This window comes from Paenibacillus sp. sgz302114, from assembly GCF_056120345.1.
In genome coordinates, this window is sequence record NZ_JBVYOI010000017.1 from 1 (window position 1) to 22752 (window position 22752).

General features: G+C 48.3%; 31 protein-coding genes, 1 rRNA gene and 1 pseudogene. 28 read left to right on the forward strand and 5 right to left on the reverse strand.

Annotated features, from left to right (window positions below; genetic code table 11):
* A 23S ribosomal RNA gene (locus AC0LWF_RS25040) occupies positions 1-83 on the forward strand; the annotation flags it as partial.
* A gap of 171 nt (positions 84-254) precedes the next feature.
* Here AC0LWF_RS25040 and mraY read toward each other — a convergent pair.
* Positions 255-1205 (reverse strand): phospho-N-acetylmuramoyl-pentapeptide-transferase, encoded by a 951-nt coding sequence (mraY, locus tag AC0LWF_RS25045; RefSeq protein WP_474654260.1) that lies wholly within the window; start codon positions 1203-1205, stop codon positions 255-257.
* A gap of 217 nt (positions 1206-1422) precedes the next feature.
* Between mraY and AC0LWF_RS25050 the strand changes: the two genes are divergently transcribed.
* A complete protein-coding gene (locus AC0LWF_RS25050) occupies positions 1423-2070 on the forward strand; it encodes a DUF2332 family protein (RefSeq protein WP_474654261.1) in 648 nt (215 codons plus the stop codon).
* A gap of 118 nt (positions 2071-2188) precedes the next feature.
* Here AC0LWF_RS25050 and AC0LWF_RS25055 read toward each other — a convergent pair whose 3' ends face one another.
* Both AC0LWF_RS25055 and AC0LWF_RS25060 read right to left on the reverse strand, forming a co-directional pair.
* Positions 2189-2806 (reverse strand): ankyrin repeat domain-containing protein, encoded by a 618-nt coding sequence (locus tag AC0LWF_RS25055; RefSeq protein WP_474654262.1) that lies wholly within the window; start codon positions 2804-2806, stop codon positions 2189-2191.
* Between the two features lie 44 nt (positions 2807-2850).
* Positions 2851-4098 carry an ATP-binding protein gene (locus AC0LWF_RS25060; protein ID WP_474654263.1) on the reverse strand — a complete coding sequence of 416 codons (1248 nt, stop codon included), beginning with the start codon at positions 4096-4098 and terminating at the stop codon, positions 2851-2853.
* A 153-nt stretch (positions 4099-4251) separates the two neighbouring features.
* On the opposite strand from AC0LWF_RS25060, the gene AC0LWF_RS25065 reads away from it, so the two are divergent.
* The 5 genes from AC0LWF_RS25065 to bshB2 all read left to right on the forward strand — a co-directional run bounded on the left by AC0LWF_RS25065 (position 4252) and on the right by bshB2 (position 9229).
* Positions 4252-4932 carry a serine/threonine protein kinase gene (locus AC0LWF_RS25065; protein WP_474654264.1) on the forward strand — a complete coding sequence of 227 codons (681 nt, stop codon included), beginning with the start codon at positions 4252-4254 and terminating at the stop codon, positions 4930-4932.
* A 108-nt stretch (positions 4933-5040) separates the two neighbouring features.
* Positions 5041-6522, forward strand: coding sequence for an aldehyde dehydrogenase family protein (locus tag AC0LWF_RS25070; RefSeq protein WP_474654265.1), 1482 nt, complete (start codon positions 5041-5043; stop codon positions 6520-6522).
* A gap of 249 nt (positions 6523-6771) precedes the next feature.
* Complete coding sequence (locus AC0LWF_RS25075) at positions 6772-8007, forward strand: serine hydrolase domain-containing protein (protein ID WP_474654341.1); 1236 nt, start codon at positions 6772-6774, stop codon at positions 8005-8007.
* 194 nt (positions 8008-8201) lie between these two features.
* Positions 8202-8546: a YojF family protein gene (locus tag AC0LWF_RS25080; RefSeq protein ID WP_474654266.1), complete on the forward strand. Its 345-nt coding sequence runs from the start codon at positions 8202-8204 to the stop codon at positions 8544-8546.
* 23 nt (positions 8547-8569) lie between these two features.
* Positions 8570-9229, forward strand: a complete 660-nt coding sequence (bshB2, locus tag AC0LWF_RS25085) for a bacillithiol biosynthesis deacetylase BshB2 (RefSeq protein WP_474654267.1) — start codon at positions 8570-8572, stop codon at positions 9227-9229.
* 112 nt (positions 9230-9341) lie between these two features.
* Here the strand turns inward: bshB2 and AC0LWF_RS25090 are convergent, their stop codons facing one another.
* Positions 9342-10334, reverse strand: a complete 993-nt coding sequence (locus AC0LWF_RS25090) for a Gfo/Idh/MocA family protein (RefSeq protein WP_474654268.1) — start codon at positions 10332-10334, stop codon at positions 9342-9344.
* Between the two features lie 221 nt (positions 10335-10555).
* Here AC0LWF_RS25090 and AC0LWF_RS25095 point away from each other — a divergent pair, with 221 nt between their 5' ends.
* The 21 genes and pseudogenes from AC0LWF_RS25095 (at position 10556) to AC0LWF_RS25195 (ending at position 22210) form a co-directional block, all read left to right on the forward strand.
* The gene (locus tag AC0LWF_RS25095) at positions 10556-11494 is read left to right on the forward strand and encodes a VanW family protein (RefSeq protein ID WP_474654269.1); all 939 of its coding nucleotides are present in this window, start codon (positions 10556-10558) and stop codon (positions 11492-11494) included.
* Positions 11495-11948: 454 nt separating this feature from the next.
* Positions 11949-12404 carry a GNAT family N-acetyltransferase gene (locus AC0LWF_RS25100; RefSeq protein ID WP_474654270.1) on the forward strand — a complete coding sequence of 152 codons (456 nt, stop codon included), beginning with the start codon at positions 11949-11951 and terminating at the stop codon, positions 12402-12404.
* A 45-nt stretch (positions 12405-12449) separates the two neighbouring features.
* Positions 12450-13118, forward strand: a complete 669-nt coding sequence (locus AC0LWF_RS25105; protein ID WP_474654271.1) for a hypothetical protein — start codon at positions 12450-12452, stop codon at positions 13116-13118.
* Positions 13115-13450, forward strand: coding sequence for a hypothetical protein (locus AC0LWF_RS25110; protein ID WP_474654272.1), 336 nt, complete (start codon positions 13115-13117; stop codon positions 13448-13450). The genes AC0LWF_RS25105 and AC0LWF_RS25110 overlap by 4 nt, the downstream gene beginning before the upstream one ends.
* Positions 13451-13586: 136 nt before the next feature.
* A complete protein-coding gene (locus AC0LWF_RS25115; RefSeq protein ID WP_474654273.1) occupies positions 13587-14396 on the forward strand; it encodes an inositol monophosphatase family protein in 810 nt (269 codons plus the stop codon).
* 45 nt (positions 14397-14441) lie between these two features.
* A complete protein-coding gene (locus AC0LWF_RS25120; RefSeq protein WP_474654274.1) occupies positions 14442-14741 on the forward strand; it encodes a hypothetical protein in 300 nt (99 codons plus the stop codon).
* 4 nt (positions 14742-14745) lie between these two features.
* Entirely contained in the window at positions 14746-15201 is a 456-nt protein-coding gene (locus tag AC0LWF_RS25125; protein WP_474654275.1) for a GNAT family N-acetyltransferase, read from the forward strand.
* Between the two features lie 45 nt (positions 15202-15246).
* A complete protein-coding gene (locus AC0LWF_RS25130; protein ID WP_474654276.1) occupies positions 15247-15633 on the forward strand; it encodes a hypothetical protein in 387 nt (128 codons plus the stop codon).
* Between the two features lie 25 nt (positions 15634-15658).
* Entirely contained in the window at positions 15659-16027 is a 369-nt protein-coding gene (locus tag AC0LWF_RS25135; RefSeq protein ID WP_474654277.1) for a hypothetical protein, read from the forward strand.
* An 89-nt stretch (positions 16028-16116) separates the two neighbouring features.
* On the forward strand, positions 16117-16725 hold the full coding sequence (locus AC0LWF_RS25140) for an FMN-binding negative transcriptional regulator (protein ID WP_474654278.1): 609 nt from the start codon (positions 16117-16119) through the stop codon (positions 16723-16725).
* Positions 16722-17147 carry an HIT family protein gene (locus AC0LWF_RS25145; protein ID WP_474654279.1) on the forward strand — a complete coding sequence of 142 codons (426 nt, stop codon included), beginning with the start codon at positions 16722-16724 and terminating at the stop codon, positions 17145-17147. Before AC0LWF_RS25140 ends, AC0LWF_RS25145 begins: the two co-directional genes overlap by 4 nt.
* 15 nt (positions 17148-17162) lie before the next feature.
* Positions 17163-17690, forward strand: coding sequence for a DNA topology modulation protein (locus AC0LWF_RS25150; protein WP_474654280.1), 528 nt, complete (start codon positions 17163-17165; stop codon positions 17688-17690).
* Complete coding sequence (locus AC0LWF_RS25155; protein WP_474654281.1) at positions 17659-18213, forward strand: NUDIX hydrolase; 555 nt, start codon at positions 17659-17661, stop codon at positions 18211-18213. The genes AC0LWF_RS25150 and AC0LWF_RS25155 overlap by 32 nt, the downstream gene beginning before the upstream one ends.
* Positions 18214-18410: 197 nt before the next feature.
* Complete coding sequence (locus AC0LWF_RS25160) at positions 18411-18545, forward strand: hypothetical protein (RefSeq protein WP_474654282.1); 135 nt, start codon at positions 18411-18413, stop codon at positions 18543-18545.
* A 24-nt stretch (positions 18546-18569) separates the two neighbouring features.
* The gene (locus AC0LWF_RS25165; protein ID WP_474654283.1) at positions 18570-18698 is read left to right on the forward strand and encodes a hypothetical protein; all 129 of its coding nucleotides are present in this window, start codon (positions 18570-18572) and stop codon (positions 18696-18698) included.
* Positions 18699-18723: 25 nt separating this feature from the next.
* Positions 18724-18987, forward strand: a complete 264-nt coding sequence (locus AC0LWF_RS25170; RefSeq protein ID WP_474654284.1) for a hypothetical protein — start codon at positions 18724-18726, stop codon at positions 18985-18987.
* A gap of 31 nt (positions 18988-19018) precedes the next feature.
* Positions 19019-19186: pseudogene (locus tag AC0LWF_RS25175) on the forward strand (GNAT family N-acetyltransferase); the annotation flags it as partial.
* Between the two features lie 17 nt (positions 19187-19203).
* On the forward strand, positions 19204-19722 hold the full coding sequence (locus AC0LWF_RS25180) for a GNAT family N-acetyltransferase (protein WP_474654285.1): 519 nt from the start codon (positions 19204-19206) through the stop codon (positions 19720-19722).
* Positions 19723-19742: 20 nt separating this feature from the next.
* A complete protein-coding gene (locus tag AC0LWF_RS25185; RefSeq protein ID WP_474654286.1) occupies positions 19743-20183 on the forward strand; it encodes a GNAT family N-acetyltransferase in 441 nt (146 codons plus the stop codon).
* Between the two features lie 207 nt (positions 20184-20390).
* A complete protein-coding gene (locus tag AC0LWF_RS25190) occupies positions 20391-20855 on the forward strand; it encodes a GNAT family N-acetyltransferase (RefSeq protein ID WP_474654287.1) in 465 nt (154 codons plus the stop codon).
* An 83-nt stretch (positions 20856-20938) separates the two neighbouring features.
* On the forward strand, positions 20939-22210 hold the full coding sequence (locus AC0LWF_RS25195; RefSeq protein ID WP_474654288.1) for an MFS transporter: 1272 nt from the start codon (positions 20939-20941) through the stop codon (positions 22208-22210).
* Between the two features lie 80 nt (positions 22211-22290).
* Here the strand turns inward: AC0LWF_RS25195 and AC0LWF_RS25200 are convergent, their stop codons facing one another.
* A complete protein-coding gene (locus tag AC0LWF_RS25200; RefSeq protein WP_474654289.1) occupies positions 22291-22749 on the reverse strand; it encodes a hypothetical protein in 459 nt (152 codons plus the stop codon).
* Positions 22750-22752 lie beyond the last annotated feature (3 nt).

Sequence of the window (22752 nt, forward strand, 5' to 3'; positions counted from 1 at the left end):
AGACGATCAGGTTGATAGGTTCGAGGTGGAAGCGCGGCAACGTGTGCAGCTGACGAATACTAATCGGTCGAGGGCTTATCCTAAACAAGTGAAATCCAGCTAAAGCAAGAAACCTTCGCAAAGGTTCGTATCCAGTTTTCAAGGCGTGAATGATTAAAACCCTTGCCAAAAGCAAGGTTTTTTTTGCTGTCTTTAACAAGCGTGAGTGATATGTTTACAAAAACAGACCAACAAAAGGAAAGGATCCCTCTAGCCTAGAAGGCATATTTCCAAATTAACCAACAGATAAGAACAGACGCCCAAGAAATGAAACCAAATATCATGACGATCTTATTCTCGCTCCAGCCATACTTTAAACTAAAATGATAATGAATCGGAGTCATTCTAAATAGGCGCAATTTCGTGCGTTTATAGTACCAGACTTGTAGAATGACAGATAATTGTTCTGCTAAGTATACCGAAAACAAGATGGGAATCAATAGCTCAACCTTCTCTATAATCGCCAAGATGGAGAGTGAACCACCGATGGCAAGAGAGCCGGTATCTCCCATAAAGGCTTTTGCGGGGAAGATGTTATAGAGAAATAATCCTAGTAGACATCCGATCATAACGAGCGAGAAGGTTCGTACCTCCGGCTTGTCCGAGATGAGGAAAAAGAAAAAGTACGTTGGAATGGCTACATTAATTAATAATCCGTCTAAACCATCCGTGAAGTTGATAGCGTTGGCCGAACCGACAACAAACAATGATAGGATGACAACGTAAACATAGACGGGCAAGTGCCACTGAAAGCCGTTAAAGAGTGCAATATCGCTCGTCAGTTCGAATGAACGGAACAACACGATAAAGAGGATACCGGTAATGGCAAACTGAAACACCAGTTTTGTCCGGCCGGAAATCCCTGATGGATCTTGCCATGCTGCTTTCTTCAAATCGTCCATGAAACCGATCGAGCTGAATAGTAGAAACGTAGCGCACAAAAAAATCATCATAGGCGCAGGTGAGAATTGTAAGGAGGCAAAGACCCCAATCAGCAAAATGAGGCCAGCCATTAACGGCGTTCCTCGCTTGGCTTGATGGTCGGGAGGCAATTCGGCGCGAATAGGTTGAGTCAACTTCAGGGAGCGAAGCCCCCAAATGAGCAGCGGTGTCAGCAATATCACTAGCATAAAAGAAACACCTGAAATACCAAAGATTCCGACCATGCCAAAGCTCCTCTCTCGTGTACGACTAAATAGGTCAGTAGACTGCTGTGATGCTTTGCAATCAACTTTACCTAAGTGTTGCATCCCTTTAAATAGAAGGTTTTTCTAGTGCTTTTTCATATTTTTAGGAGCAGTTGCTACGGCAACGGCTCTTTTTCTCATTGTGCTAAGAGTTATTGAATTACCATAACATTATCTGGGAAAGGTGGTGGTCGATGTGGACTTAAGTGGGCTATCGGAACGTTTTAACATTTTTGCAGAAAGGGAATGTAAGGGCTCGATTCCTCTTTATGAACATCTTGCTAGGAGCATCGCTGAGGATCAGAAGCTGCTAAAACTGGCTGCGCGTTCGAAGCCTGGACAGCCTGAAGCTAGCCTGTTCCTAGGGGCCGTTCATTATTTGCTATTAAGCGGGATTGAACACGAGTTAGCTACATTTTACGCCAGTATAGTGGACGAACCGAGGAGTCAGCCGGAGCCATTCATTGCTTCCCGCGATTTTTGCAGGCAGTTTGAGAATGAGATTATTCAGCTTCTAGAGAGCAAGCTTGTTCAAACCAACGAGGTGAGGCGCTGCGCATATCTGTACCCCAGCTTTTGCCGCATATATCAAATAACGCAAAAACCGTTAGAGCCCATAGAAAAAGGCACTAGCGCAGGCTTGCAGCTCCTGTGGGACCAATATAGTTACTCCTATAATACAAACGATAAATACGGAGCGAAACAACCGACTTTTGAAATAAACGTAGAGATTAAAGGGGACAAAGCGCCATTTTCCGAGGATTCAACCATTTGCATTTTTCACACTCATGTAGCCAACCAGATCCCTAACGAAAGTGGAATAAACAAGGCAGAGATAATCTAGAGAATGCAGGGCTATCGTTCAGCTCACTGTTTAGGATGGAAGATCTTATATAGACGCGCTATGAATAAAAAGTGGCTGCCATTAATATGGAAGCCACTTTTTTGCAAGGATGCGATGCTTACGACAGAATGTTAACTAGCTCGATAAACCCTTTTTTTCTAGCGTGTTCAATCGGCAATACATTATTTTTGTCAGCGATGTGCTTATTTGCACCGAATTCAAGCAGCAGCTTAACAATTTCTTGCTGGTTTATTCCGCCGTCTGATAGGACAATAGCTTCTAATAGGGCTGTCCAGCCAGGTATATTTACGTGATTGACACTAACATTCGTTTTTTCAAGCAGCAATCTGACAACCTCTACATGTCCTCGTTCACATGCTGGAATTAATGCTGTTCCTCCATAGCCGTTTAAGATGGTCATATCCGGATTTGAGTTTTCAATCAATAGACGAACAATATCAACATATCCCTGAACACTAGCAATCATAATAGGCGTATTGTCAATCTCATCGCTTGAAATATTTACGTCTGCACCTAAGTCAATAAATAGCTTCACTATTTCATAATGATGATTATCGGTTGCGATGAGGATTCCAGATCTCTTATTAGCATCCGTAAGATTGATATTTATGCCGAGATCCAGTTGATTCTTTACCTCAGCAAGATCACCTTTTTCGATAGCTGTAAAATAGTTGATTTCATTTGCTTGGATATGGGAGCTTCGAATGTTCTTCATCAAATGAGGTTCTCCTCTCTAATATCGGGCCGCTAAACCTGATTCTATGAATGCTGGGTTAATGGCAGAGTGATGTAATACGTGGTACCGGCGCCTTCTTTGCTGCGGACATCAATCTTACCGTTCATTCCTCGAATGACACTGAAGATGACCATCGTCCCAAGACCGGTGCCCTTGTCTTTGGTCGTGTAATACGGTGCTCCAAGCCGGTTAATCTGTTCCTCGTTCATGCCGATGCCGGTATCGCTAATCGTGATGGTGACGGTTCGTTTAGGCTCGTTTACCGCGTAAGTTAAAATCAGAATCCCCCCGCCGGGCATCGCCTCAATGGCGTTCTTACCGATATTGATGATGGCTTGTCTGAACTTGGACTTGCTGCCATATACCGTAGCAGGGACATTAACGTCCGTGACGATCTCTACGTTCTGTAAATTCGCGTAAGAGCTCAATATTTGGGACGCCTTGGTGAGCGCTTCCGCCAGTAGAATAGGTTCTAGCTTCTCGCTCTGCGGCTTGGCGAGAGATAAGTAATCTGAAATGATCGATTCCGCACGGTCTAGCTCCTCGAGCGTTATGGCAGAGAACTCTTTACGCTTCCAGTCACTGAGTACAGGGTCTGACATTAACTGGATGAATCCGCGGACGGACGTTAATGGGTTACGGACTTCATGAGCGACGGAAGCTGCGATTTCGCTGATGACTCTCATTTTTTCCGCTTGAATGATATCCTCATGCATCCGATTTTGCGTGCGGATCAGCTCAATCATGAACACCATCATCAGCGCCATGAAGCATTGCACGAAGATTATGGGCAGACTCGGAACGAACGAATCTATAAAAAATGAAGCATTGCCTTCTAGCAAGGCATAAAGATTGACGACCGTCACCCGCAAGAAGAAACAGATGCTTGAAACGAGCAGCATTCTTTTCTTGGCGCTGGCCTTATCGAATGCTTTGAAGAGAAACTGCAGAATAATGATCGTCGGCAGCAGCGAGAGGAAGTAATGAAAAATATCGATGCCGCCCAAGAACTGCCGATACGCAAGTAGGCTGCCGAATAGCAGCAATGTCGTATAAAGGCCACCGTAGAGGGAGCCGATCACGAGAGGAATTCCTCTTAGGTCGAGCACCGAGTCGAAGATTTTGACCGGAAAGGTCATCGTAATGATCATGGGAATTAAAAACAAAACGTACAAGAAGAGAGGGTGCTTATCTTTATAGAACCGACGGTAAAAAATCAAAGGTAAGAAAATGATGAACGCGTTGAGGATTAAGTCGGAATGAGAGGGCATGGGGCTGGTCCTTTCATGAGTACTTCACTTTGTTTTCGAGAAAAGGACTATAAATACCTTCAAGCTAACGGGCTTTTTTTGCATTCCACTTGTAACGATAAAGGTTCTGCATCGTATACGTATGGAACGGTAAACAAGAAGGAGCGGATGTTGGTGATTGCAGACTGGAAACAAATCGAGGAAGCATTGAGAGGTATCGAGGTTGTTGGACATGACAACAATAAGCCCGTTTCGGTCATCGGTAGTGCAGAAGATTTGCGTTGCATCGGCATCGGAACGGATGCCGCGGTCTTTTATTACCCTAACACCCCAAATTACGCATATAAAGTGTATTCCGATCAGGCTTTAGAGAAAGTGGAAGTTGAGGCTTCTATATACAACCGCTTAAAAGATTCACCATATTTCCCACGATGTTATGGAGCCGGAGCTAACTATTTGGTATTGAGTTATGAACAAGGAATTACCCTCTATGATTGTCTTCTACAAGGTATCCGCGTTCCAGAGCAAGTGATACAAGACGTTGAAGATGCAAGGGTGCTTGTCCGTAGTCAGGGGCTAAACCCAAGAGATATCCATCTTAAAAACGTACTTCTACAAGATGGGAGAGGAAAGGTTCTTGACGTATCGGAATATATCAAAGAAGGCAACGATAGTCGTTGGGAACATCTGGTATGGACATACAAACATTTTTATCCTTTGATAAACGAGGTACATGTGCCTTTATGGATATTGGAAACGATAACGAACTGGTATAACCGTATTGATACGGCGAGTTTTGGTATTGAAGATTTTTCTAAACGAGTAAGTCAGCTTTTCCTTGGGAAACGAAAATAATATAGATAATGGACACAAATCTATAGCTCAGTTATTAAAATGGACATTCCCCCATATATTTGTGATTGTAGTGAAAACCATTAATCAATAATGGAGGGATGTCTACTAATGGCACAGGAAGTTAATGTCATCCAATCAATTGAGAATCTCCTTAAGACGCCGCAACAGCTATTCATCAATGGTCAATTTATACCTTCAGCGGAAGGACAAACGTTCGTGAGCTACAACCCGGCAACCGGAAAGCCGCTGGCACTGGTGCACGAAGGCAAAGAAGAGGATATTAATCGCGCCGTGTCTGCGGCAAGACAGGCTTTTGAGAATGGGCCTTGGCGAACGATAAGCGCCTCGGAGCGCGGTCGCCTCTTGTTTAAACTGGCTGATTTAATTGAAGCAAACCGCGAAGAGATCGCGCAGCTCGAGTCGCTTGATAACGGGAAACCGATCCGCGAAACGCGAGCAGCCGATCTTCCGCTTGCGATAGATCATTTCCGCTATTTCGGCGGATGGGCAACGAAAATTACCGGACAAACGATTCCCGTTGCCGGTGAGTATTTTAATTACACCCGCCACGAACCGGTTGGCGTAGTTGGACAAATCATACCATGGAACTTCCCGCTATTAATGGCGGCATGGAAACTTGGGCCTGCCCTTGCCGCAGGCTGCACCGTTGTTTTGAAGCCGGCTGAACAAACGCCGCTTTCCGCGCTTTATTTGGCAAGGCTCATTCAAGAAGCTGGTTTTCCAGACGGCGTCGTGAACATTGTTCCAGGTTTTGGCGAAACGGCTGGTCAGGCGCTAGTCAATCACCCCGACGTGAATAAAATTGCCTTCACCGGGTCCACGGAAGTTGGCAAACTCATCGCGCGTCAAGCGGCGGACCATGTCAAACGTATCACTCTAGAGCTTGGCGGCAAATCGCCGAATATTATTTTGCCAGATGCAGATCTCTCACGCGCCATTCCAGGTGCTCTTTCAGGCGTAATGTTTAACCAAGGACAGGTGTGCTGCGCTGGCAGCCGCGTATATATTCAGAAAAAGGCGTATGACAACGTGGTTGCTGACATGGCGTCCTTCGCGGCAAAAATCAAACAAGGACCCGGAACGCACGCTGACACGGAAATGGGACCGCTTGTGTCGCTGGAGCAGCAGCAAAAGGTGCTTGGCTATATTCGTAAAGGGCGTGTGGAAGGCGCGGAGCTTGTTTGCGGCGGGGAAGACCGCTTTGATTCTGGCTACTTCGTTAAACCGACGATCTTTGCTGCGGTTGATGAGTCGATGACCATTGCTCGAGAAGAGATTTTTGGTCCGGTTGTGTGCGCGATTCCGTTTGAATCGATTGATGATGTGATCGATCGCGCCAATAACAGTGAATACGGACTTGCCGCAGGTCTTTGGACCGAGAATCTCAAAAATGCGCATTACGTAGCCAATCGGCTTCGCGCAGGCACGGTGTGGGTGAACTGCTACAATATGTTTGATGCCGCATCTCCGTTTGGGGGCTATAAACAATCTGGCATCGGGCGTGAAATGGGCGACTACGCGCTTCGTAACTATACCGAAGTCAAAAGCGTTTGGATTAATATGCAATAACGATAAGAGCTTTGGCGACTTAGCCAAAGCTCTTATCGTTAGTTACTGCCTCTGTAGTAAAAGGAATGTGGGGAAGTGAAAGAAGAGGTACAGTATACGCGGTTTATTGACAACATCTTGTGTCAACGGATTAAGCCTTTATTCACATTGATGGATTTAGTAAATATTGCTAGCATTTTATGGAATGGGAAAAGAAGTTGGATGAGGCCGATAAAAAAGCAAAGTGAGGGGAACCACATGCAGAAGATGATGGGACAAAGTCACAGCCACAGCGGATTCTCTGAACCAGGGCTGCGCAGAATGCGCGAAGTGCTGGCACAACACGTTGAATCCGGGAAGATTCCGGGGCTCGTCGCCCTGATCAGCCGGCCAGCTGAGACGCATGTCGAAGCACTTGGTACGATGCGCCATGACGGTGGCGAGCCGCTGCTCCGGGACACGATCTTTCGAATGGCATCGACGTCCAAGCCGGTTTCGGTCGCAGCGGCGATGGTCCTGCTCGACGAGTGCAGACTACGGCTAGATGATCTGGTAGAGACGTGGCTGCCCGAGCTCGCCAACAGACGGGTGCTGAAGCGGCTCGACGGACCGCTCGACGATACCGTGCCCGCGCGGCGACCAATCACCGTACGGGATCTGTTGACCTCCACGTTCGGGCTCGGCATGGATTTGACATTACTTGGAACTCCGATCATGGGCGCGATCATCGGGCAGGGGCTTACGCCCGATCTGCCAGAACCAATGCCCGAGCCGGATGAATGGATGCGCCGCCTCGGCACGCTTCCGCTCATGCATCAGCCGGGAGAACGCTGGCAGTATCACATCAGCAACGATTTACTAGGCGTGCTCGTCGCAAGGGTCACGGGCCAGTCGTTTGAGACGTTCCTGTGCGAACGCATCTTCGATCCCCTGGGTATGAAGGACACCGGTTTTCACGTGCCCGCTGATAAGATGGACCGATTACCGCCTCTCTACGCTCCCGATCCACAGAGCGGAGAGTTCATCGTGTGGGACGAGTCCAAAGGGGGACGTCACAGCCGGCTTCCAGCGTTTCAGGGAGGCGGCGGCGGGCTAGTCTCCACTGTCGATGATTACCATGCGTACTTCCGGATGCTTCTGAATCACGGGATGCACGGGAGCGTACGGATCTTGTCCCGGCCAGCCGTCGAGCTGATGACCACCAACCGGCTCACGCCTGAACAGCAAGCCGCTCGAAACGCCATGGCTGCCAACAACGTTCATGTGTCATTCGGCCAAGGGCAGCACGGCGGATGGGGCATGGGGATGGCGGTGCGCACTTACCGCGGTGACTACGCGTCCATCGGCCAGTTCGGCTGGGACGGTGGAAGCGGCACCTCGACCTACGCTGACCCGGACAACCAACTTATCGGAATCCTGCTCACCCAGGTCGGGATGTCCACCCCTGATTCAGCGCGGCTAATTCACGATTTTTGGACCACGGTCTATCAAGCAATTGAAAACTAACATCAGGCCGTTGACCGATTATAATTATCATGTACGATAGCACTACATCTCAGAGGCTGCCACTTGGTAGCCTTTGTTCAATTAACGGGTAGATTTTTAAGTTAAGAATGGTTTTTGATATAATAATAAATAGAGCGGTTAAATACGAATAAAGATACAATTGAATTTCAAAAAAAGCGTTCGGAGGAAAGATAATGCAGCCCATCGACAAGACGAAGGTCCAGCAATTTATAGATACACTGATCGATTGGGATTTATATATCCATCTCGAGATGACAACAGGAGCTTACGCAGCGCATCTGGATCATACCAAACATCCAGCCGCTACCTTTATTTCGAATGCCGTTATTCGTTATTCCCACGGATCGATTTCCGGGGACGGCCCTTATCGTGTTGGCTTGAAAACGGAGCAAGGCTGGGTTTATTCCGAGGGGCTTACCCACTATGAGGAGTCGGATTCCAATAGACTTATCCTTGCAGGTCACGATACTGCGGGAAAACTCGTTGTGGCGTTGCAATTGAGCCGGGAACCATTTTAAGGTAAAGGAGGTTTTGAATAAATATGGAACGACACATCCTAGTTGTACTTCCGCATCCAGACGACGAAGCGTTCAGCGTGTCAGGGACGATTGCCATGCATCTGGACCAAGGCTCGCCCGGAGTCACTTACGCCTGTTTAACTTTAGGAGAAATGGGCCGCAACATGGGAATACCCCCCTTCGCCAACAGGGTCACTTTACCTGCCATTCGCAAACAGGAACTGGAAGCTTCTTGCCGTGCCATCGGCATACGGGATCTCAGAATGCTTGGATTTCACGACAAAATGATCGAATTCGAGGATAAAGCGAAGTTAGACGGAAGCATCGAAGCGCTCATGATAGAGCTGAATCCTTCGCTCGTCATTACTTTCCACCCTACGCTGAGCGTTCATCCCGATCACAACGCTTGCGGGGCGGCAGTCATCCGAACGATCGGAAGAATGACTGCCGACCGTAGGCCGGCCGTGCATTGCTTGGCATTCGCAAACAATCACGAAGCAGAGATCGGCAAACCTGATATCATTAATGATGTTACAGGTTTCCTGAAACAGAAAATGGCGTCTATTCAAGCCCATAAATCCCAGTTCCAGGCCGCCGAATTGTTAGGTAACAAAAAATTATCGGATGAAGAATTCCAGGCACGCTTCGGAATGGAACGATTCTGGACGCATCGATTCACATAAAACACGATTATGCAATCGATCTGAGGCAGAATTGCAATAAACAAGCCACCTCTAACAGAGGTGGCTTTGCTTTATTATGATAAGTTATTTGGTGATTGGTGATCCAATCGGATTAGTCTTGCAGTTCAGACAATGCAACAATGCGTTTCTCAGCCACAGAAATGTAAGCTGCTTCCATCACTCTTGTCAAATCGGTTGCCAGCTCGTTATTCTCGCTTGCCTGCGTATCATTCACCATATGGCCAGCCCATTGTTCGATTGCAGTGGGCAGCTCAGGGAGAAACTCGATTGGAACCCATTCTTTTTGTTCCAGCTTGTTGCTCCGTACTCGAATCACGTCATCCGGGAACCCGTAGAGGAGTGAGCCTTCTGTACCGTGAATTTCGATGCAGAATGGGGAGTGAGGGGTGAGGTAACCTGTTTCGAGGATACCGATCGCACCGTTCTCATAACGAAGCGTTACTGTTGCGTTGTCTTCCACTTCTTTGCCGGTAACGTACCCGAAGCTTGCACTTACGCTTTGCGGCAGTCCGAGCAGATAGCGAGTCAGATACACGGGATGACAGCCTAGATCGATAAGTGCGCCGCCGCGGCATTGCTCAAGATTGTAGAAATGCTCCGGCAGCCAATCTCCAGTCGTACCATTATGTGCGCAGCGTACTCGAACTTGAGTCAACTGGCCGAATATTCCGGAATCAATCAGCCCTTTAATTGTTGGCGTATAACGTTCGTTCAGGCGAAACATCGAAACCGTGAATTTGACGCCGGCTTCACGTACAGCCGCCTTAATTTCATTCACTTCTTTCAGCGTAGCTGCAACCACTTTCTCTGTGAAAATATGTTTGCCTGCGCGAGCTGCCTTCACCATTACATCACTGTGAATGTTTGTAGGAGCATCTACGACGACTGCATCAATATCTGTACGGGCAAGCAATTCATCCAAATCAGCGAAGTACGGAACGCCAAGTTTATCAGCGGCTTCCTGTCCTCGGGCAGGAAGCTCGTCCCATATAGCGGCTACCTCAAGGTTTGGGTTAGCTTGCACCTGATTAGTGTAATCCCAGGCATGTACATGCCAATAGCTCAACATGGCTACGCGAATCATTTTCAAATTCCTCCTATTCGTTTGAATTAACGAGTGTAATCCAGCTGCTTCCTGTTGTAGAATGACATGTTTTGTACGGAATAGCAATGTACAATAAGATTTTGAAGCTGATCGCTCTCGAATAACGTGAACTCCCCTCTCGGCTTCCTTGCAACGGGCAGCATAATTTAATGAAAATCGGACAAAATACGTCCAAAAAGTGGAAGTTGGGAGGGTTACTTATGAAATGGCTCTGGATGACGGGGATATTAGGGATGCTCCAGCTGGGTGGTAGTACCGAGCATTTATCTGTGACGCTTCATGGACAGCCCTCTATCATCATTAATCGGGCTGATTATGCATCGCCCGGTTTCACGATGGTGGATTTGGACAAATTCGACCGACTTGTAAAAACATTGGAACGTCAAAGTTATGAAGCTCCTCTTAACGCGGTAATTAATGAACGTGGGGGAATTACTTCCGAGAAATATGGTCACAGGCTCGATGAGAGGGTATTTACCGAAAAGTTTTTCAGCTTCTTTTACGGTACAGGCTCGTCCGTTATGGATATGCCGCTTGTCTCCGTCTATCCGCGTGTTGACCGAGAACTGCTGGCGAACATTAAGGAAAAACCGATAGGTCAGTATGCGACTTACTTCAACGTCCGTAACAAAAATCGTTCGCAGAACATCCTTCTGGCTGCAAAAGCGATTAATAATACGGTCATTTTCCCAGGGGAAACATTCTCTTTCAATAAAGTCGTCGGCAAGCGCACGAAGGAAAAAGGCTACCTGGATGCACCGATCATCGTTAGAGGGGAATTATCGGAGGGGATTGGCGGCGGGATATGCCAGGTTTCGTCAACTTTGTTCAATGCGAGCGACCGTGCGGGGCTTCATATCGTGAAACGATACTCTCACAGCCGAAATGTTCCGTATGTGGGGCCGGGGCGTGACGCGACGGTTAGCTGGGATGGTCCCGATTTTGTTTTTCAGAATCTCTATAATCAGCCGATCCTCATACGAGCTCTGGTAGTTCCAGGAAAGTTGTTCGTTTCCATCTACTCCTCCGATGTCATCGAATATAAACCACGCGAAGTACCTGGTATGTCATTTGGACATCTGCCTGAGGAAATCTCTGCATCAGCAGAAGAGAATGAATTAACTTACCCGATTCATTGATTTTTAGAGATGATATGAGAGGACAAGAAGGTTACGGCGCCAATAGGCGCAGTAACCTTCTTGTTATTTCCAGCTCATACGTCAGACTGCTATAATTGGGAGGATATTTTGACGTCGACATTATTGAAATCACAGTTGGAGGAACAACCATGTTGAAACCGGAATCGCCATTCGTTTTCATCTCTCCTCGGAATCGGCGTAGAAATAGAGGAGGGCTTCATCCATTGCGCCAAAGCGTTCAAACGTTCGAAGCTGTGGGAGCCGGCAAGCTGGCCCGAACCAGGTTCGCTTCCAAAACCGGCAAGGATTCTGGTTGATCATTCAAGCAAGCTGGGCAAAACGGAAGAAGAGATAGCTGCCGCGCTTCGCGATAGTTACGAGAAAAGGCTTTATTAAGATCCAATAAATGGCTTGTTCATAAGTAAAGACGAACGGAAGTACAGGAGGAGACTGAATGCCGCAATTGTTTAGACAAGCGATTGCAGAAGAAATAAAGACCATCGTTGAGCTGAAAATAAGAATGTTCGAAGAAGCCGGCATCAAACATTACCTAAAGGCTGATGCATCAGCCGAGATTCACTCGACCTATGGCGAGATGTACCGAAACCTTCTTGCTATTCATTTCGTCTTGGAAGAAGAAGGGGAAATTGTCGCATGTGCTGGCGCATTCTTGAAGTCAGATATTCCTTACTGCTTCTATGAGCCGGATCGTTACGGATTCATCGGAGATGTCTATGTCATGCCAGAGTATCGCAATCGAGGTTATGCGCGCCGATTAACGGAAGAAGCGATCAGCTGGCTTCAAGCTGGCGGTGTGTCAACAATTCGGCTGCTGGCATCTCCAGATGGCAGACATTTGTATGAGACAATGGGCTTCAAGCCGACGCATGAGATGGAACTCAAGCTGTAACGGAAGGTTAGAGCGAAACAGTTAAACATAAGGGGGCGGACTAAGTTGCCTTGGCCAATGGTTCATTTTGGAATTGCGGAGAAATTGAACGTTGGACATCCCTCTCCCAGCTTCCTGCTAGGAAGTATTGCACCGGATGCGATCCATGCGAGAGGACAGGTGACTCGTGAGGAGAAAGGCGCTACGCATTTCGTTACAGGAGGTCGGCTTCCAAGTGTCGAGCAGTTGAAAAGTCATTGCTTACTCTATCTTGGTGATGTCAGGGGTAATGAGATGGCAGATTTTGTTCGCGGATATATCGCTCATGTTTACGCGGATATGAGGTGGACCGAGACCATCTACGCGAGGTTCGAACAGCACTTTGACGGTGAGAACCAGAGTCGAAGCATTCGTGATGTCTATAATGAAGAAGTGAGTCAGACGGAATTTACGCTGCTGCGGACGCAAACATGGGCGGGGGATATACTTCTTGCGCTTTCGATGGCACAGCCTGACGGCTTGGAGACTCTCGTCTCGGAGCATGAGGTAAGCCTCTACCGAGAGCTGAAGCTACAATGGTTGAATGAACCCGATAACGAGCCTAGGATATTACCGTCCTATTTCACTGCTGAAGAGGTGCTTGCGTTCATCGAACAAACTGCAGAAGAGCTGCAGCATTTGTTCCAAGAATGGAATGTGATGCATGCTGACGCGCGCGGAGCGAGAATATCATGAAGCTGTGGCAAGTGAAACGAGTAGGGTATTCCGCTAGTATGTTGGCGTTGCTGATTTGGACGCTGCTCGTTTGTCTTGATCCCTATTTTGCTGGGATGACGAAGTTCAGTCCCGTTCACTCCTTCGAGATGATTGTGCTGCCAGCTTGCTTATTCGCCTTCGGCTTGCAGCAATCGCGTGTTGTTGCACTCATTATCGCATTTCTCTGGAGTGTACCGTATGGCGTTGTGATGCTAACGACTTCGAGCGTTTTTGTCCTCGTTGGCGTCATAAGCATCGTCTATTTGGTATGCCTAATGATGTGCCGGTATAGAGGAATGAGATATTGGTAGAGGAGGTAGAGAGGCATTGCGCTTGCAAGCGGAAGATTATCGATAAGGTTGAAGCACCGTAACCGAAACTTACTGCAAGACATGGATGTATATGGTAAAATGTTGCTCAACTATTAGTTAACCGAGGTGAAGCAGCTTGTTCGAGACAACCATTCAAACAGCTAGACTGCTGGCAGAGACTGTGATTCGCGAGGCAGGACTAATTTGCAAAGAGAAATTCGATAATTATGCCGAGCTGCGGACGAAGGATGAATTTGGCGATATCGTAACGGAAGTGGACCTCATTGCAGAAGAAGTCATTATCAAACGAATTCGCGAAGCATTTCCCGAGCATCAAATTCATAGCGAAGAAGCGGGTATTACCGGTGCGGAGAACGATTGGCTGTGGATGATAGATCCGCTGGACGGTACGAATAATTTTGCGATTGGACTGCCCGTTTTCTCGTCATCAATCACATTGATACATAAGCGCGAGCCTGTATTAGGCGTCATCTATGAGCCTTTGACCGACCGGTTATTCGTCTCTGTAAGAGATGAAGGCGCATTCTGCAATGGACATCGGATCGAGGTAAAGCCAGCTGCTAACTTGTCCAGAGGTAACATGGGATGGATTCAAGGGCATGGCGTTCAGAATGATTTGGCAGCAGTTGCGCTACGGCAGCATATCGATACAAGCTTCAAGAGAATGCTTCGTCTCTGGGCGCCGACCTTGCTCTGGTGCATGCTGGCAAAAGGAAATCTCGATGGCATTGTGCTCTACAACTCAGAAGGTGATGATCTGTATTCAGGTCTGCTCATGGTGAAGGAAGCCGGTGGCGTCGTCGTTGATTTTGACGGTAATCCTTTCACTGGGATGAAGGATGAACCTTATCTCATTGCATGCCATCCTGATCATAAGGAACAACTGCTCGAAGTTGTGAGAGCGGGGCTTGGTCGTCATCGATGAGGGAGCGGGAACAGGATCTAATGGAGCCGGAGAGGAAGGGATTGCTTGAGAACAGTTAGAATGATACTATCGGTTGTTTCGATTCTGGTCGGTGTAATCATTATTACCGTTTCCAAGCTGGTTGAGGCTTTTACGGTGAAGCTGGGCTTTGCTGCTTATCAAGCGGCGGCGGCTGGATCGTATACCCCTGATAACTATGCTCTTAATCTATCTCTGAATTATTGGCTCGGGGCGCTGTGCATCATCATCGGAGCTTTCTTCGCATTGCTCGACCCGATCAAATCATATATGGATAAAGTAAAAGTGATGAATAAAGAGTTTGATCAACAGAACAAGGACGTGTAAACGAATGGGTATTCAACTGGAGAAAGTGGCGACAGATCATGCGGATTTTGGCTATTTGATAGAGCTGCTCGATCGGGATTTGTGGAATAGATACCCGGAGACTCAGCAGTTTTTCCACGGGTTCAATCAAGTGAAATTAGGTGCGAAAGCGATAGTGGCTTATGTGGATAATAAGCCTGTAGGCTGCGGATGTTATCGTGAAGCCGAAGAGGCTGGCGTCGTCGAGATGAAGCGAATGTTTGTATTGGAAGAGGTACGAGGCAGAGGAGTGGCTCGCGCGATTATGAATGAGCTCGAGCAATGGGCGAAGCGCGAAGGCAATCGAAGGGGGATTCTCGAGACCGGAACAGGGCAGCCGGAAGCGATTGCGTTGTATACGAAGCTCGGCTATGTACAGATTGAGAACTATGAGCCGTATATCGGCAGCGAAGATAGTGTTTGTATGGGGAAGGATTTGTAGGGAGATGTTCGTTAATAGAATACACGCAGAACGAAGGAGCAGAACTTGAAAAAAGCCATTTTGCTCGTATGTGTAGCGATTGTCGCATTCTTCGCCGTTATGTTTGTCGTTGATTATGATCATGGAGGCTTTCAAATTACGATCAACAATAATCTAGACAAGGATGTGCGCCACTTATCCATTGAATATCCCGGTGGACCGAAGGTTATAACGGTGAGTGCCCATTCGACCAAACGTGTCCACCTTGTCCCTGATGTGCATGGAGAGGCAAGTATTAATCTTGTTTATGAGACGGGACATGGTAAGCAGCATGACATTATTTTCGGATATATCGAGCCTGGGTATAAAGGTAAAGCCGTCATCAACATCGATTCCTTGAAGGACAATGGCGAACTTGGCTTAACGATAAAGGAAGACTTGGACAATTATTAGTCGCGACGCCGGAGGTTGATAGCCAATGATTCAGTATCGAGAATTGACCGCAACGGATGCTCGGCTGCTGATCCAAATCGACCGTTCCGAGCATATCGACGTCATCTATGAGATGCAAGATGGCAATGTGACAGAGCGGCCGGCGGATCATGAGTGTCAGACTTGGGATGAAGAGCTGCTGACGGAGATGGAGCACAGGTTCGCCGATGAATGTAGACGTGGTGGTTTTGCCGGCAAGGGATCGGCAGTACAATCTTCCAGCAGCTTCGAGAGGAAGCGATTCGAAGAGGGGCGAAGGCGCTCTATATATCATCGACGGAAACCCGCTCGGCGGTATCCTTCTATCGCAGCGGCGGAGCGCTGCTTGCTGCCAAGCCAGATGAGGAGCTCCTAAGGAAAGAGCCTCTCGATATTCATATGATCGTAGAGATTGGTGAGGGGAACAGCTAAATAAGAGAAGGCAAGGCTAAGGGGCGAATAAGCATGTATATCCCGAAACATACGCTTGTAGAGGACGAAGCGACTCTATTCGCACATATGGAGCGTTACAGCTTTGCGACTCTGTTCTCAACGGGCGGCGGTCATCCGACTGTGACACATTTGCCACTCATTCTGGACCGGGAGAACAGGTGTCTGATCGGACATTTTGCAAGAGCGAACAGGCAGTGGGCGGATATTGGCGGGCAAGAAGTGCTCGCTGTCTTTCAAGGTCCGCACAGCTATATTTCCTCCTCCTGGTATGAAACGAATCAGTCCGTGCCGACTTGGAACTATACAGCTGTTCATGCATACGGACAGGCCCAGCTGATTGAAGACGAAGCAGAGCTTCTGCAGTGCTTGAACCAAATGATCGTAAAGTACGAGGAGCCGGGAAGTGCATACCGCATTGACGACTCGAACAGAGAAGTTATAGACGGACTGATGAAGGGAATCGTCGGGTTCCGGATCCGTATAGATCGTTTGGAGGGCAAATGGAAGCTGAGCCAAAATCATTCCAAAGAGCGCCAAGCGCTCGTTATTAATAAGCTGGAGCAATCTTCGAGCTCGAATGCGCAGGAGCTCGCACGGTTGATGCGGGGGAATAACGAATGAGCACGACTTGTCTAGGCTGCAGCATTGCGAATAGCTGGCAATCATGCGAGGTGGTCTATGAGGATGAACACGTCACCTGCGTACTCGACATCGCACCTCTTAATGACGGGCATACGCTTATACTGCCCAAGCGGCATTTTGCAGAGCTAGTGGAGATGGACTCGGCTGTGCTTGCTGCCATCATGGCGGCATCGGTTCACGTGAGCAAGGCTCTGTCGGCCGTATATGAACCAGATGGCATCAGCGTCATCCAGAATGGCGGGCAATTTAACGACCTCGGACACTATCATATGCATGTGTTCCCGAGATATCAAGGCGATGGATTCGGCTGGCTGGAACCGGAGCAAGCTGCAAATCCACAACCGCCGGGGGCAGTGAAAGAAAAGCTAACGCAAGCAATCCAGGCTGTATTGAAGCCGTAGGGGGCGTTACTTATAGTGAAACGCATTCTCATCATAGGCTCACCGGGATCTGGAAAATCAACATTTGCGCAGAAGCTTGGCTGCATCTGGTCGCTCCCGGTGATACATCTTGACGCGCATTTTTGGAAACCGAACTGGGTGATGCCACCGGAAGCGGATTGGGACCAAACTATAGAGCGGATAACGATGCAGGAGCAATGGATTATTGATGGGAACTACTCACGTACGATGGATAAGAGGATTGAACGGGCTGATCTGATTATTTTGCTGGACATGCCAAGGTGGCTCTGTATGTACCGTATTTTCAAACGGAGATTGATATTCCATAAGAAGTCGCGTCCAGATATGAATGAAGGCTGCGAGGAGAAGATCGATTGGGCTTTTGTCAAATGGGTATGGAACTATCCGAAGCGCAGTCGAAAGAAGACGCTGACTAAGCTGGAGCAGGCTGCTGGGAATGGTAAGCAAGTGAGGATTCTCCAAACAAGAAAACAAGTAAAGGAACTGTTACATGATCAAATACAATATCGGGTTCATACGTAGAAAGGATCAAATCCTACTGCTGAACCGTGAGAAGTCATCTTGGATGGGCGCATGGAATGGTGTTGGCGGCAAGCTTGAAGAAGGGGAATCGGCGCGGGAATCGATTGAACGCGAGATACTCGAGGAAACTGGCATACAGTCTGACGCTTTACGTATCATGTTCAAAGGGCTTGTGACGTGGCAGGTCGACGCGGATTATTTTGGCGGCATGTACTTATATACGGCTGAGCTGGATGCAGATTATCCATATGCGACTCCGATAAAGACGGACGAAGGTATCCTTGATTGGAAAAATATTGATTGGATTATGCATCCGGACAATGTCGGGGTTGCGACGCATTTGCCCAAATATATGCCGCTTATGATTGAGCAGCAAGGCTGTTACAACCATTATTCTATATTCAAGGACGGCGTTCTCGCCAGCGTTACCTCATATCCGGTGCGGGAAGAGATAGAGCGGGATCGAAAGCTGCTGCTGGAGGAGCTTGAACCATTTAGAATAGGTAGGACAGTACAGCGATGAAATCATTCTCAATTACCAATCTAATAAGTGCAATTATCATTGCAGTTTCCATACTCGGAGGCTGTTATCTGTTGAGAGACAATCGCCATGCTGAGGATACGAGCCAGTACGGACCTCTGATGAATCTTGCCGAGACGGCGGATTTTCTGCATCTCACATAAGATGAGATTACCACGATTATTACCCTCGAAGAGACGGTGCTAGAATCGACAGGAACATATACCGGCAAGCTGTTCCCTTATTTCAAGATTAACAAGGAAATCTACGTAAGCCGTAACGAGCTTGCTGCATGGATTAAAGAGTCGACAACACAGCGCAAGGAATACCAGTAAAATTGCAGAGGAGACTGAGCGACGTTGACTGATCCGATAATCGTAGTGCCGTACGACCCGAGCTGGGCAATGGAGTATATCTGGCACATTATGCGAAGAGCAAGCAGCTGGAGTCAAGAGATTGGATGGCGACCTGGCTTATCGGATATGTAGCAGATTGAAAGGGAGCGGGCTAGCGATGATTACAATTGAGGCATTGCATGATCAGCCCCGCGCGTTTATCGAGCGGGCTATTCACTATATATGGGCCCAATGGGGTACGGAGCACAATCTAGCATTCTATCGGGATTGTATTGAACATTCCCTTACAGCAGAGGCAGATTTACCAACGTTTTATGTGGCTGTCGAGGTTGACCGCTTCGTCGGGATGTGCGCGCTGCTGCGCAATGATCTGATTAGTCGGCAAGAACTTATGCCCATGGCTTGCTTGTCTATTCGTTGATCCAGTTTATCGTGGCCGGCAACTAGGGAGCCAGCTAATGGAGCATGTCCAGAAGGAAGCTGCCGAGAGAGGCTATGGCGCGGTCTACCTAAGCACAACGCTTAGCGGCTATTATGAGCGATATGGCTGGGCACACGAGGGGGATGGCTACTATTTGGATGGCAGTGAGACGAAGATTTACAAGAAACAGCTGGTATGAGGAGAGATGGTAAAGCGATGAAAATAGAGATTAAGCTGATTACACCTGATGAGGTGGAGGCCTATTGGCAGCTGCGACTGCTCGCGCTGCAGGACAGTCCGGAAGCATTCGGCGCGACTTACGAGGATTCGGTCGGCACTCCGCTCGATACGGTTAGGGACCGAATCCAACTCCAAGCGGATAACTTCATTCTTGGCGCTTATACGGAGGAAGGCGAGCTAGTCGGGCTGGTCGGTTTTCGCCGGTATGATGGCACGAAGGTGCAGCACAAGGGCTTCGTCTGGGGCATGTTTGTCAGTCCGAAGGCAAGACAGCAAAGTGTCGGAAGAAAGCTGCTTCAGCACCTATTGGAGCGAGTCGAAGTCGTTGAAGGGCTGGATCAAATTACGCTTATGGTCGTTACCAGCAATGAGCAAGCACGAAGGCTATACTTGTCGCTCGGATTTGAAGTGTACGGCTTGGAGCGCAGCGCTCTGAAATATAAAGGCGTCTATTATGATGAAGAGCTGATGGTGTATTGGTTGAATCGGAAATAAAAGAAATGGAGGCAAGCAGGATGGTGGAGGTTCGAGCATATCGGGAGTCGGATTTGGAAGTGTTGGCGGCATTAATGGCTGAGCTCGGTTCTCCTACATCGGTCCAAGATATGCAGCTGAGGATGCAGCGGATATCGGCAAGTCCGATCTATTACACATTCGTTGCCATATTCGAAGAAGACATTGTCGGCATGATCGGCTTACGAATGCAGCACAGCTATGTGAGTAATGGTCTGAAAACACAGGTCTCCTCACTCGTCGTGCAGTCTGGCTTACAAGGGAAAGGCATCGGCAAAGCGCTGCTGGCACATGCAGAGGAGTGGGCGGTGCTGCAAGGGTCTCATTTTGTCTACATCAACAGCGGCATTAAAGATGAACGTACTGATGCGCACGCTTTCTATAAGAAACGCGGATATGCGGTGACAGGCTACCGGTTTGCGAAGAAGCTGAATAACGCATAGCACGAGCGGATATGTTGGACGAGGACGGCTACAAGGACAAACGCAAGCTGTGATATCGAAGGAGCGTCCAAGGCTGGGATGGCGACGATATGGATAAAAGTGAATCAGCCTTGGCGGGATGAGCTGGAGGCGAAGCCGCTTCATACCATTGAGCAGCTGAATGAGCTTCTTCGGTTGATTTAGATGTGAGAGGCGTGGTAAGAGAGTATGGAAATTATAATCAAGCAGCTGCGCAAGGATGAGCAGGTACCTTATGAGCTTCTTCTTCTTGCAGATCCTGAACGGCTAGCGATTGATGCTTACTTCGAGCGAAGTGTGTGTATGGTCGCTGAAGAGGACGATGGAGAAATTATCGGTGCTTATGTGCTGCTGGACACACGGCCGAAGACGGTTGAGATTATGAATATCGCCGTTCGAGAGGAGAAGCAGGGCAAGGGGGTAGGCAGGAGTCTGCTAGAGCATGCTATTGTCCACAGTAAAGAACGGGGCTATAAGCAGCTAGAGATTGGAACAGGCAATTCCAGTCTAGGTCAGCTGGGGCTGTATCAGAAATGCGGATTTCGCATCGTTGGCATTGAGTTGGACTACTTCGTGAAGCATTATTCAGAGCCAATCATCGAGAATGGAATTCCATGCCGGGATATGATTCGGTTGCGGATGGAGTTTAGTTAGGGAGATTATTCCATGATTGATCGAAACGATAGCATGGATTATGATAGTAGTCTCACTCTCAGCTAGAGGAAAGGCATTATTTTATGTGGAAGTACACAGCAAGCTTAGTACAGGATTTATCACCAGGGGTCAAAAGATTTATCGCAACAGAAAGCTTATTCGGGATCGGAGCAGGCATATTCAGTCTTATTCTGAACTTGCATCTGCTCGCGCTTGGCTTCTCGGAAGGGGTCATCGGTCAGATTACTTCGCTTGGCGCGCTCACAGTCGGCATAACAAGCCTTCCTGCAGGCTTGATTGTCAAGCGTGTCGGCCGCAAGCAAATGCTGATCATCGGTATTATGCTCGCTTGCATCTCGCTCATCTTGTTCGGTTTAGGTACGAGCAGAGGCGAGGTAACCGTCGCTCAGCTGATTTGGTCACTCGGCGTCACTGCAATTGTGAATTCGGAAATTCAACTGATATTCCAATATTGCCGAACGAAAAAAGAAGAGACTCGCGCCTATTCGCTGCTCTTCGCGATCTTCACACTATTCACCGGAGTCGGAACGATGCTCGGCGGTTTCCTGCCAGATTGGCTGGGCGGGTCGACGACCGTATATCAGAACGCTTTCTTCGTAGCGGCAGGCTGCTTCGCGATTATGGCGTTACTGAGAGGATTGCTTCTTCCATCATCAGGCGGCAAGAATGCTGACGATAACGTCGCAGCGAACGGGCAGCAAGCTACGGCTCAATCAAGAGAACATGAGAAGAGTAAGAAGCGCCATGCGTTCTACTTCCTGCTCATGCTGTCGCTGCTAATCTTCAGCAACGGATTTACATACGGGCTCGTCAGTCCGTTTCTGAACGTAATCTTGAAGTTCCGCTTTGATATGAGCGATGGCTCTATCTCGAGCTTGCTTGCGCTTTCTGGCGTATTCTTCTTTATCGGATCGATTATAGTGCCTTACTTCGTCGATAAGTGGGGCACAAGGCGTACGTTTGTGATCACATACTTATGCAATATCGTGCTTGCCTGTCTGATGGCGATTATGATGCCGGTTGCTTCATTCGCGGTGCTGCTCATGCTTCGCGGCACAGGCTCCACACTGCTGAGCAATCTGATCGACAGTGAATCGATGTCCGCTGTCGCCGAAGAGGACCGCAACCTGTTCGCCGGGATGCGAACCGTATCGAGAAGCATCGGCAATACGATTGCGTCGTACTGGGCTGGGTATATATTGGCCGGCGGCCATTATTCGCTGCCGTTCCTGCTCACCTCCGCAGCGCTGCTGGTTGGCTTCATCATCTATGTCTGGGTCGTGCAGGGCAAGCTCGATCAGAGGCTGAAGCAGAAGGAATTGGCGGTTCCATAGTCCATAGGTTTAACGCAAGAAAGCAGAGACCAGATGAAGGGTCACTGCTTTCTTGCCGTTTCTTCAGACTAGAATGCCGATTAATTAGTAATCCGCTTCAACTCTGGATAATCATCCAGATATCCGGAATGTTTCAGCTCCTGCAATGCTAGAATCACGCTATTCTCATCTTCGCTGGATTGATCAGATAATGCGAGCAGCTCTTCCAGACTCGCGTTCGGGTGAGCTTTGAAATAGGTGAGCAGCCCTTTGGCTGCCCAAGATAGGCGATCGTCGTTGAATTCGCCGACGAGATGCTTGAACATTTTGTGCGAGATGAGCTTATGGTCAGTGAGGTCTCGAGTCGCTTTAATGACTTGCTTCACGGACATCCGACCTTTGCTCGCCATTTCGGGCAAGCTGAGCGACAGCGAATCCGCAGCGCTTGAGCTGAGTACGATATAGATCATTTGCGCATAAATATCGAGATGAGGATTGGTGAAAATTTCAGTGGAAACGGTAAAGCTTCGAGCCGCAGCAGCAGCTGATTCGGTAGCCATAGG